General features: G+C 67.3%; 7 protein-coding genes and 2 pseudogenes. 7 read left to right on the forward strand and 2 right to left on the reverse strand.

What is annotated here, in order from left to right:
• Positions 1-387 (forward strand): annotated as a pseudogene (locus tag ABWP84_RS16450) (phage portal protein); the annotation flags it as partial.
• A 7-nt stretch (positions 388-394) separates the two neighbouring features.
• Positions 395-1,639, forward strand: a complete 1,245-nt coding sequence (locus ABWP84_RS16455) for an HK97 family phage prohead protease (RefSeq protein WP_353213118.1) — start codon at positions 395-397, stop codon at positions 1,637-1,639.
• A gap of 526 nt (positions 1,640-2,165) precedes the next feature.
• On the opposite strand, the gene ABWP84_RS16460 is transcribed toward ABWP84_RS16455, so the two are convergent.
• The gene (locus ABWP84_RS16460; protein ID WP_353213119.1) at positions 2,166-4,433 is read right to left on the reverse strand and encodes a penicillin acylase family protein; all 2,268 of its coding nucleotides are present in this window, start codon (positions 4,431-4,433) and stop codon (positions 2,166-2,168) included.
• A 130-nt stretch (positions 4,434-4,563) separates the two neighbouring features.
• Here ABWP84_RS16460 and ABWP84_RS16465 point away from each other — a divergent pair, with 130 nt between their 5' ends.
• The 5 genes from ABWP84_RS16465 to ABWP84_RS16485 all read left to right on the forward strand — a co-directional run bounded on the left by ABWP84_RS16465 (position 4,564) and on the right by ABWP84_RS16485 (position 10,396).
• A complete protein-coding gene (locus ABWP84_RS16465; RefSeq protein WP_353213120.1) occupies positions 4,564-6,144 on the forward strand; it encodes an ABC transporter substrate-binding protein in 1,581 nt (526 codons plus the stop codon).
• Positions 6,144-7,130: an ABC transporter permease gene (locus ABWP84_RS16470; protein WP_353213121.1), complete on the forward strand. Its 987-nt coding sequence runs from the start codon at positions 6,144-6,146 to the stop codon at positions 7,128-7,130. The genes ABWP84_RS16465 and ABWP84_RS16470 overlap by 1 nt, the downstream gene beginning before the upstream one ends.
• Positions 7,127-7,972 carry an ABC transporter permease gene (locus ABWP84_RS16475; protein ID WP_353213122.1) on the forward strand — a complete coding sequence of 282 codons (846 nt, stop codon included), beginning with the start codon at positions 7,127-7,129 and terminating at the stop codon, positions 7,970-7,972. Before ABWP84_RS16470 ends, ABWP84_RS16475 begins: the two co-directional genes overlap by 4 nt.
• A complete protein-coding gene (locus tag ABWP84_RS16480; protein ID WP_353213123.1) occupies positions 7,969-9,573 on the forward strand; it encodes an ABC transporter ATP-binding protein in 1,605 nt (534 codons plus the stop codon). The genes ABWP84_RS16475 and ABWP84_RS16480 overlap by 4 nt, the downstream gene beginning before the upstream one ends.
• A gap of 163 nt (positions 9,574-9,736) precedes the next feature.
• On the forward strand, positions 9,737-10,396 hold the full coding sequence (locus tag ABWP84_RS16485) for a LysR substrate-binding domain-containing protein (protein ID WP_353213124.1): 660 nt from the start codon (positions 9,737-9,739) through the stop codon (positions 10,394-10,396).
• A gap of 14 nt (positions 10,397-10,410) precedes the next feature.
• Here the strand turns inward: ABWP84_RS16485 and ABWP84_RS16490 are convergent.
• A pseudogene (locus ABWP84_RS16490) lies at positions 10,411-11,046 on the reverse strand (recombinase family protein); the annotation flags it as partial.

Raw genomic sequence — 11,046 nt, forward strand, 5'->3', positions numbered from 1 at the left:
GTGCGTCCCATCGCCGAGCGCTTTCACGCCCATGGTGCGTTGCTTGGGCTTTGGGGCTTCGAAATGCCGGACGGCGTCAGCCATGTGCCGCCGGCGCATGAGATGATCGACCCGCTCAAGGACACCACGGCGCTGATCGCCCAGGTCCGTGCCGGCTTTGTGCCGCAGCCCGAGGCGGTGGGCGCCTTTGGTTATGACTTCACCGCGGTGGTCGAGATGATCCGCGAGGCCAATGCCAAGCTGGATGATGCCGGCCTGGCGCTGGATAGCGATCCGCGCCGCGTCGCCAAATCCGGCTCGGCCCAGGATGCGGCGCAATTGGCCGCCATTGAAATCGCCGCCACCGGCGCCGCCGCGCCCGCCTCATCGCCACCACAGCAAGGCTAATCCCAACATGACCCAACCTGCCGAAGCCGGCGCGGATGATCCCGCGCCGGTCATCGCCGCACGCGCGCTCGCCGCGCCCGCCACCGTCGATGCCGCCGCCCGCACCGTCGAGGTGATCTGGTCCACCGGCGCCCGCGCGCGCAACTTCGTCCCGCCGCTTGGGCCGATCCTGGAAGAACTGGATATGAGCGCCGCCGCCGTCCGCATGGACGGGCTGCGCGGCGGCCGCGCGCCGGTGTTGGACAGCCATCGCCGTGGCGGCAGCCATGACGTGCTGGGCCGGGTCATTGCCGCCCGGATCGAGGCCGGCCGAGGCTATGCCACGCTGAAATTCAGCCGCGCACAGGATGTGGAGCCGGTCTGGCAGCGTATCGCCGACGGCACGCTGCAGAGCATCAGCGTCGGCTACCGGGTGCATCGCTACGAGCAAATCACCGACCCCGCGACCGGCCAGACCGTGCATCGCGCGGTGGATTGGGAGCCCTACGAAATCTCAGTGGTGCCGATCCCGGTGGATCCCGCCGCTGCCATCCGGGGGGAGGACGCCCAGGGCAGTCCGCTCCCCGGCGTCGAACCCGCCCTGAGCCAGGAACCACCCATGCCAGAGACCACACCGGCTGCACCCGCAGCCACCGAGGCGCCGCCGGCGCCCGCCACCACGCCAACCACGACAGAGGCCGAACGCGCAATGCCGCAGACCCCGCCCACGCCGCCTGCCGACCCCGCCGCCGAGGCAATCCGCGCCGAGCGTGACCGTATCGCCGACCTCGGCCCGGTGCTGGCCGCCCGCCGCGCCATAGGCGCGGCGGCACAGGCCAGGGCGCGCGGTGAATTCGACTGGGCGCGGATCATCCCGCGCTGGCAGGCCTTGTGGAGCGAATTGCGCGCCATGCGCGCCCATGCCGCCGAACCGCTGCCTCGCCCACATCCGCAGCCATCGCTGATGGACCACACCCAGCTCTTCGCCGCCTGGCCCACCGCCATTCTGCAACCCGAGACGCTGCTGGCGCATGACCCGGCAGCGCCAACCATGGGGCTGGCGGCCGCGCTGAGCCTACCGGCTGCCATCCACCCCAAACCCGATGGCGCGACCGCAACCCGGCTGGCCCGGCTGCTGGCCGCCGTGCCGCAGACGGGCAGCATCAGCGCCCAGGCCCTGCGCGACACCCTGCCCCTGGGCGAGCGCATGCCGGCCGGGCGCGGCATGCTGTGGCTGCTCAAGACCGGGTTTTTGCGGGTGATGCCGGGCTGAACCGGCTTCGGGCCGGTCGGAAATGCTTGCTTTTCTCGGTAAATAATCCTAGATTCATTGCGCTTTGGCTGTTTCCACAACCGCATCCTGACCCGGCCAGCACTGGAAGCCCCAGCGCCAGCCCACCCATTTGTCCGACACCGCCCCCTTGAGCGATCTCCCAGCACCAACCGCCGCCGCCGTCAGCCGCCAGAACCATCCGCAGCCCCCGCCCGCCCCTATTTGTCCGAATACGCACCTCTGGGGCGATCACCCCGGCACCACCCCCCGCAACCTTCCGCCACCAGAACCATCCGCAGCCCCGCCCGCCCCTATTTGTCCGAATACGCACCCTTGCGCGATCACCCCGGCACCACCCGCCGCCACCTTCAGCCGCCAGAACCATCCGCAGCCCCGCCCGCCCCTATTTGTCCGAATACGCACCCTTGCGCGATCACCCCGGCACCAACCGCCGCCACCGTGAGCCACCAGAACCATCCGCAGCCCCCGCCCCCCCTATTTGTCCGAATACGACATCTTTGCCCAATCAACGCGGTACCAACCGCACCCGGCTTTCCGCCACCGCCGCCACCGCACTCGCAGAATAGGCCAGCGGCACCATCTCTCCAGCCATCCAAAGCGGGTAGAGATCACGGTAATGCCCATCCCGCGGGTCGCCCGACTGGCCCGGCAGATTGATCCCCCGCGCCGCGTCCCAATTGCCGATATCCAGCACCACGCGGAAACTGGCGCCGCCCGTCACCACCGGGTTTTGCCCATTCGCCCACCAGCGCGCCATCACCGTCGCGCCATCACCGCCGCTGCGCCCGCCCAGCACATTGGCATTGGCCACCAGGGCCGACATGGGATGGCGTAAATCCACCCGGTGCCGCGCCCCCCAGGCCCGACCATCCTCCGGCAGCGCGCGCAGACGGGCGGCCGCACGTTGCAGCGCCTCCACCGCCAGATCGCGATGCTCCGCCCGCGCCGCCAGCGCGAGCACCACATGCGGATGCAGCGCCGCAATCGCCCCCCGCGCCGCCTCCGGCACCACGGCCAGCCGAAGCGCCGCCGCCAATTCACTCCACCACAATTGATACAGGCTGGCCGCCTCGCTCTCGGCGTCGAGCCGCCCATCCCAGCCACGCAGCAGCGCCGCCTCGGCTGGCGGCTCCGGCAGGCTGGCCAGCAATGCCACCAGCGCCTGCGCCCGCAAGGACAGCGTATCCAATTGCAGCGCCGCTGCCTCCGCCATGCCATGGCGGCTTTGCCCCGCCAGCACCGCAGCCACCCGCCGATAGCGGTCATTGGGGGTCCATTCCCGGCTGGTCATCCGTGCCTCAGGCCAGCCCTCGGGGTAGGGCATCTGATTGGCAGTGGCGATCCAACCCTCCGGCGGATCATAAAGCCCGACCATGTGTTCCAGTGGCATATACCCCGCCCAGTCAAAGCCACCCGCCGCCGGCACCGGCATCAGCCCATCATGGCCCACCCGCAGCGGCGCCCGCCCACTGGTCTGCCAACCAATATGCCCATCAATATCGGCATACATATAATTGCTGCCCCAGACCGCGAAACGCAGCGCCTCCCGATACTCCTGCCAGTTCCGCGCCATGATGACGGCGAGATATTCCAGCGTGACCACCGGCCCCGGCTCCAAAAAGGCCGAGCGCAGCGCCAGCGCGTGGCCCCCCGCCCGATCCTCAAAGATCACCGGCCCCAGCCTGGTATGGGGGAATTCGCGGATCACCGGCTCCTGCCCGCGCACCGCAATCACCTCGCGCAGCCGGGTCACCGGCTCCCACCCACCCGGGCCCCGAAACGCCGTGCCCTCGGCGTTGAGTTCCAGCAGATAAAGGTCCTCCTGGTCGATTTGCAGATCCGTGCGGCCATGGGCAATGCGGTCATTATGGCCGAACTGAAACCCCGGCCGAAACACCGGCCCGGCGCCAATTGCATCCAACCCCGGCGCCCGCAAATGGCTGATAAACCGAGGCCCCGGCGCGCCCACCGCCTGATGCGGGTCATTGGCCAGCAGCGCCCGGCCGGTGGGGCTGCGCCCGGGGGCGATCACCCAGGCATTGCTGCCGGCGCGGGCGTCGAAGTCATCGCCTTCGACATCGCTGCGCTGCCGGGCTCGCGGCCAGAGCAGGGGGGCCAGCAGCCGATCATACAGCGCCAATTGCTCGCGCTTGAGCAGGCATGGGTCGAGGCCCATGGGCGGCTGCGGCTGCGCTGGCGGCTCAAGCGGCTGCGCCAGGGCATCGAGGCCCAGCAGCCCCTGGCAGGCCAGCAGCGCGCGGCGCATCTCATTGCGGATATTGGGCCCGGCCCCCCAGCGCATGCGGATGAGGTCATCGACATGCCAGGGCTCTGGCCGCGCATCCATCGCCTGAAATTCCGGCGGCAGCAGCCCGGGCTCGGCCAGCACTTCGGCCACACGGGCATTGATGCCAGCCACCCAGGCCAGGGCCAGGGTATGCGCCCTGGGGCTCTGCCGCGGCCATTCCGCCGCCACATCGCCGCGAAACACAACATGACGCGCGGCCTCGTCAAAGGGCAGGAAGCCCGGCCCGAAGGCCTCGGCCAGCCGGCCCAATTGCCGCCGGCGCGTCAGGTCCAATTGCCACAGCCGCGCCGTGGCCGCCGCATAGCCCTGGCCGAAGAAGGCATCCTCATGGCTCGATGCGTTGATATGGGGAATGCCCCAGCGATCGGTGATGATCTCCACCGGCGCGGTGAGGCCCTGGACCTGACGCTCCTGCGCCAGGGCAGGGGCGAGGCTGAGCAGCAGGGCGAGCAGGATGCGGGTCATGTCGCAGGCTATCGATGAGGCATGCCAGTTTGCAATGCTGCGCGCGCGGGGCAGATGACAGGCTGCATCCGCTCCGCCTAGACTTGCCCTGCTGGCAAGCTGCTGACCCCGCCCAGAAGGAGAGAGTGAGATGGACCTGCGCAGACGCGATGTGATCGCCGCGGCCCCCCTGGTGATGACCCTGGCCGAGGCCCGTGCGCAGGGTGTGACACCGCGCCGTGGCGGCACGCTCACCACCATGCTCACCCCCGAGCCCGGGCTGTTGCAGATCGGCGTGAATAATCAGGGGCCGACGCTGGTCATCGGCTCCAAGATGTTTCAGGGCCTGCTGAGCTTCACGCCCACGCTGCAGCCCATCCCGGTGCTGGCCAAGAGCTGGACCATCAGCCCTGATGGCCGCGAATACGTCTTCAAGCTGCAGGAGAATGTGAAGTTCCACGATGGCCGGCCGATGACGGCCGAAGACGTGATCTTCTCCATCACCAAATTCCATCCCGAGGTGGCGCCGCGCGCCCGTGCGATTTTCGCCCTCATCGACAATGCCGAGGCGCCCGATCCCTACACGGTGAAATTCACCCTCAAACAGGCCTTCGAACCCTTCCTGCTGATGTTCGATGCCTCGGCCTCGAGCATTGTTCCCAAGCATCTGTTTGACGGGCTGGATTATCGCACCGCCCCGGTGGTGCAGCGGCCGATTGGCACCGGGCCCTTTCGGCTGGTGGAATGGCAGCGCGGCAATTTTGTTCGGCTGGAGCGCTTCGAGGAATATTGGAAGCCCGGCCAGCCTTACCTTGATGGCATCATCTATCGCATCGTGCCCGACAGCCAGAGCCGCCGTCTCGCCATTGAGACCGGGCAGGCGCAGCTCACACAGGCCAATGATATTGAGCCCTTCGATGTGCCGGCGCTGCGCTCACGGCCCAATCTGGAGGTCAGCACGGCGGGGTGGGAGTATTTCTCGCCGCTCTCCTGGATTGAGTTGAACCATCGCGTGGCGCCGCTCGGCGACCCGCGGGTGCGCCAGGCGATGAGCATGGCGATCGACCGCAATTTCATCGCCCAACGGCTGTGGTTCGGCGTGGGCAGGCCAGCGACCAACCCCATTGCCTCCACCACCAAATTCCATGACCGCAATGTGCGCATCGCGGGCTATGACGTGCGCGCGGCCAATGCGCTGCTCGATGCGGCGGGGCTGCGGGCCAATGCGCAAGGGGTGCGCTTTACGCTGAAGCACCTCGTTTTGCCCTATGGCGAGGTTTGGTCGCGGCTGGCCGAGTATCTGCGGCAATCGCTGCGCCAAGTGGGTATCGCGCTTGAGTTGGAGAGCACCGATGCTGGCAGCTGGGCGCGGCGCATTGGCAATTGGGAATATGAGACCAGCGTGAATTTCGTCTACCAGTTTGGCGACCCGACGCTGGGGGTGGAGCGGACTTATGTGTCGAGCAATATCCAGAAGGTGACCTTCACCAATACCGGCGGCTATTCCAACCCGCGGGTGGATGCGCTCTTCGCCACCGCCCGCAGGGTGGCCGATGCGCCGGCGCGGCAGGCGGCCTTCACCGATGTGCAGAAAATTCTCTGCGAGGAGGTGCCGCAGATCTGGCTGATGGAAATGGCCTTCCCCACCATTCATGACCGCCGGCTGCGCAATGTCGTCACCACGGGCCTGGGTGTGCATACCAGCTTCGACGACGTCTTCCTCGCCTCCTGATGGAGGTGGGCAAACTCCTGCCCTTTCTGGGTGGGCGGCTGGTGAAGGCGGTGGTCGTGGTGCTGGCCATTGTGGTGTGCAATTTCTTCCTGGTGCATGCCGCACCGGGGGACCCGGCGAGCGTGATGGCCGGGCAATCGGGTGCGGCGGACCCGCTGTTTTTGGAGCAGTTGCGCCGGCAATTTGGCCTGGACCAACCGCTGCATGTGCAGCTTTGGCTGTATCTCAAGGCCGTGGTGATGCTCGACCTTGGCTTCTCGCACCGCCAGCAGGCAGCGGTGGCGACGCTGATCTGGGAGCGGCTGCCGGCGACGCTGCTGCTCACCGGTGCGGCCTTCAGCTTTGCCGTGGTGGCGGGGGTGACATTGGGCGCGCTGGCGGCGCAGCGTGTGGGGCGTTGGGCGGATAGTGTCATCACCGTGCTGGCGCTGACCTTCTATGCCACGCCGCTGTTCTGGGTGGGGCTGATGCTGGTGCTGGTGTTTTCCGTCTGGCTGGAATGGCTGCCGAGCTTTGGCATGAGCAGCGTGGGGGCGGACCTGACCGGCATGGCGGCGGTGCTGGATGTGGGGCAGCACTTGCTGCTGCCGGCCCTCACGCTGGGGCTATTCTACATGGCGGTTTATGCCCGGCTGACGCGCGCCACCATGCTGGAGGTGCAGGACCAGGATTTCGTGAAGACCGCGCGGGCCAAGGGCGTGCCGGAGGGGCGCATCACCCGTGCCCATGTGCTGCGCAATGCGCTGCTGCCGGTGATTACCTTTGCCGGCATTCAGGCCGGGCAATTGATCGGCGGCTCCATTCTGGTGGAGACGGTCTTCGCCTGGCCGGGCATTGGCCGGCTGGCCTTTGAGGCGCTGCTGGCGCGCGATTACGCGGTGCTGCTGGGGGTGTTCTTTTGCACCAGCGTGATTGTGGTGTTGTTCAACCTGATGACGGATTTGCTCTACGCCTTGATCGACCCGCGGGTGGAGGTGGGCGGATGAGCGATTTCTGGCGCCGTTATCGGCGCAATAAGGGCGCTGTGGTGGGGCTGGCTGGGCTGGTGCTGGTGCTGCTGGTGGCGGCCGGCGCGCCGCTGCTTTTCCCCGGCAGCCCATGGGATATGGCGGGGGCGCCCTTCATGCCACCCGGTGAGATGGGGATGTGGTTGGGCAGCGATAGCCTGGGGCGGGACGTGGCGGCGGGCATTGCCCATGGCGCGCGGATTTCGCTGATGGTGGGGGCGGTCTCCACCGTGGCGGCGCTCTCGGTGGGGGTGACGCTGGGGGCGGTGGCTGGGTATTTTGGCGGGCTGGTGGATGATCTGGTGATGCGCTTCACCGAATTCTTCCAGACCATTCCCTCGTTCGTGCTGGCGATTTTGCTGGTGGCGATCTTCACGCCCTCGATCACCTCGGTGGTGGCGGCGATTGCCATTGTCTCCTGGCCGCCGGTGGCGCGGGTGGTGCGGGCGGAGTTTCTGTCGTTGCGGGCGCGGGAGTTTGTTCAGGCGGCGGAGGTGCTGGGCAAGTCGCGCCTGGCGATCGTGCTGGGGGATATTCTACCCAATGCGCTCTCGCCGATCATCGTGCTGGCATCGTTGATGGTGGCCACGGCCATTTTGTTGGAAAGCGCGCTGTCGTTTCTGGGACTGGGTGACCCGAATTTGATGACCTGGGGGTTTCTGATTGGCTCGGGGCGGTCGGTCATTCGGATTGCCTGGTGGATGAGTGTGTTTCCGGGGCTGGCGATTTTTGTCACCGTGCTGTCGCTCAATCTGGTGGGGGAGGGGCTGTCGGATGCGCTGAACCCGAGGCTGGCGCGCCAGCGTGGTGGTGATGCATGAGCCTCTTGCGGATTGATGACCTGACGGTGGCGCTGCCGCCGGGGGCGGAGCGGGCGCATGCGGTTGAGGGGATTTCGCTGCATCTCGATGCGGGTGAGATTCTTTGCGTGGTGGGGGAAAGTGGCTCGGGCAAATCGATCACCGCCAATGCGGTGATGGGGCTTTTGCCGAAAGCGCTGCCGGTGCGCTCGGGGCGGTTGGAATTGCTGGGGCAGGATTTGCGCGGGCTCTCGCCCGAGGCGCTGCGCAAACTGCGTGGCGACCGGATGGCGATGATTTTTCAGGAGCCGATGACGGCGCTCAATCCGCTGATGCGGGTGGGTGATCAGATCGCCGAGGTGTTTGCCGTGCATGGCGAAGGCGGCCGGGCCCAGGCCCGGGTGCTGGAATTGCTCGAGGCGGTGCGGCTGCCTGATCCGGCTGCCATTGCCCGCAGCCATCCCTTTCGGCTTTCGGGGGGGCAGCGGCAGCGGGTGATGATTGCCATGGCGCTGGCGCTGGAGCCGGCGCTGCTGATCGCCGATGAGCCGACCACGGCGCTCGATGTGACCACGCAGATGCAGATTTTGCGGCTGATCCGGGAGATTCAGTCCCGCCGGGGCACGGGTGTGCTGTTCATCACCCATGATTTTGGCGTGGTGGCCGAGATCGCCGATCGGGTGGCGGTGATGCAGCATGGCCGGATTGTCGAGCAGGGGCTGGCAGCGCAGGTGCTCAATGCGCCGGTGCATCCTTATACAAAGGGGCTGATCGCCGCGGTCCCGCATGGCGCTGCGGCGCGGCCGGTGCAGGCGGTGGGGCCGGATATTCTGCAGGTGCGTGGGTTGCGGAAGACTTATAGCCGGGGCGGGTTTCTCAGCCGGCGTGTCTCGGTGCCCGCGGTGGCCTCGGCGGATTTTACCCTGGCGCGGGGCGAGACGCTGGGCGTGGTGGGGGAGAGTGGCTCGGGCAAATCCACCCTCGCACGCTGCATCGTGAAGTTGGTGGTGCCTGAGGCGGGCGAGATAAGCTTTGAGGGCCGTGATTTGCGGCCGCTTTCGCGCGCAGCCTGGAAGCCGTATCGCGCCCGGGTGCAGATGATCTTTCAGGACCCTTATGCCTCGCTCAATCCGCGCCGGTTGGTGGGGGAGGCGATTGCCGAGGGGCCGATCACCCATGGTGTGAAGCGGGCGGAGGCGTTTGCCCGAGCAAGGGAATTGCTTGAACTCGTCCAACTCGACCCTTCGGCGATGCGGCGCTATCCGCATGAATTCTCCGGCGGACAGCGGCAGCGGATTGGCATTGCGCGGGCATTGGCGTTGCGCCCGGATTTGCTGATCGCCGATGAACCGGTGAGTGCGCTCGATGTGAGTGTGCAGGCGCAGGTGCTGGGTTTGCTGGCGGATATTCGGGCGCGGTTTGGGTTGAGCATGCTGTTCATCACCCATGATTTGCGGGTGGCGGCGCAGATTTGCGACCGGGTGGCGGTGATGCAACGCGGCCGGATTGTGGAGATGGGGCCGACGGCGGCGGTGTTTGCCGCGCCAGAGCATGCTTATACCAGGGAGCTTTTGGCCAGCATTCCCGGCCAGGGGTGGACGCCGCCGCGCCTTGAGGGTTGAGTTGTTGCGGGCGCCCAGCCTCCCCTTTCGTATGCATGCCATATCCTGCATTTACTGTCTGACTTGCAGGGATTGGAATGCAGAAGGACCGGCTGGAATCGATGGCCGCCTTTGTGGCGGTGGTGGAGCGAGGCGGGTTTACTCCCCCTCGCGGCATTTGGGCATGCCGGTGGCAACCCTCAGCCGCCAGGTGAGCGAGTTGGAGGCGCATCTGCGGGTGCGGCTGCTGACCCGAGGCTCGCGGCTGACGGTGCTCACCGAGATCGGGCAGCGATTTTTCGCCACCGCCTGCCATTTGCTGGAGGAGGTGGCGGAGGCAGAGCGCAGCATATTGGGCGATATCCCCGCAGCGCGGGGTGAATTGGTGGTCAGCGCGCCGCCGGCCCTGGGGCGGATGCATGTCGCGCCGCTGGTGGCGGAGTTTCTACAGGCCTTTGCGGATGTCTCGTTGCGGTTGATGCTGACGGAGCGGTGGGTGGATCTGGCCGAGGAGCAGGTCGATATCGCGCTGCGCATCGGCCAGATCGCCGAGGGCGGCATGGTGGCGCTGCCATTGGGGGCGATCCGCCGCATCACCTGCGCCAGCCCGGCCTATCTGGCGGCGCGCGGGGTGCCGGCCGATCCTGCGGCATTGTCGGGGCATGATGGCGTGACCTGGGCCGAGCAGCCGGCTGTTGCCGCACCGGAACGCTCGGGCCAGCGCCTTCACCAACGTGGTGTCGGCAGCCGTGGTGCCGCGTGGCGCCATAACGCCCGGCGTCAGGATCAGCTTCCGTCCGCCCCGCGGCTTCCGGACCGCCAGCGGCACCCGCACGGTCAGTAACTGCGCGGCGGCGGTCACGCAGCCGTCCTCGCCAATTCGGCCGGCGCCGCCAGATCCCGTGCCAGACTGCCCAGCCCCTCCAGCCTCAGCCGCACGTCGGCGCCTCCCGGCCCGATGTCCACTCGGTCGACCAGGAGGTGAATGATGCGCGCCTGCTCGGCCGGAAATAGCTCCTCCCACAGCGGATCCAGCCGCTCCAGCGCCAGCCGCGCCTCGTCCTCTGGCATGTCCGGCGCCGAGGCCCGTGCGGCCCGCCAGGCCCCAAGCACAACCTCCGGCTGACGCAGTAGCCCTCGGACTTGGGCGATGACCGCCCCATCTATCTCGGCGGCGGAAATGCGCGCGATGGCCGGGCCGTCTGCGGCACTGCCCTTCAGTACCGACTGGCTCACATAATAGCGGTACTGTTGACCCCGCCGTCCCCGCGCGTGGGTGGGCGACATGGCCCGGCCGTCGCTCCCGAAGATCAACCCGCGCAGCAGCGATGGCGTTTGGCAGCGGGTGTGGTTGGCGCGTGTCCGCGGGCTGATCTTCAGCAGCGCATGCGCCGCATGCCACATCGCCTGCGGCACGATGGCCGCATGTTCGTCGAGACGGTGCGCGACATCGTCGGTCTCTACATGAGCCCGCCCGAGCGGGCCCTGGTGCTC

The organism is Rhodovarius sp. (assembly GCF_040399605.1).
GTDB lineage: Bacteria > Pseudomonadota > Alphaproteobacteria > Acetobacterales > Acetobacteraceae > Rhodovarius > Rhodovarius crocodyli_A.

Bases quoted from the DNA above. Each gene is read 5' to 3' on its own strand.
- ABWP84_RS16485 (WP_353213124.1), top strand. From the start codon at position 9,737: ATGCCGGTGGCAACCCTCAGCCGCCAGGTGAGCGAGTTGGAGGCGCAT.
- ABWP84_RS16480 (WP_353213123.1), top strand. From the start codon at position 7,969: ATGAGCCTCTTGCGGATTGATGACCTGACGGTGGCGCTGCCGCCGGGG.
- ABWP84_RS16455 (WP_353213118.1), top strand. From the start codon at position 395: ATGACCCAACCTGCCGAAGCCGGCGCGGATGATCCCGCGCCGGTCATC.
- ABWP84_RS16465 (WP_353213120.1), top strand. From the start codon at position 4,564: ATGGACCTGCGCAGACGCGATGTGATCGCCGCGGCCCCCCTGGTGATG.
- ABWP84_RS16470 (WP_353213121.1), top strand. From the start codon at position 6,144: ATGGAGGTGGGCAAACTCCTGCCCTTTCTGGGTGGGCGGCTGGTGAAG.
- ABWP84_RS16475 (WP_353213122.1), top strand. From the start codon at position 7,127: ATGAGCGATTTCTGGCGCCGTTATCGGCGCAATAAGGGCGCTGTGGTG.
- ABWP84_RS16460 (WP_353213119.1), bottom strand. From the start codon at position 4,433: ATGACCCGCATCCTGCTCGCCCTGCTGCTCAGCCTCGCCCCTGCCCTG.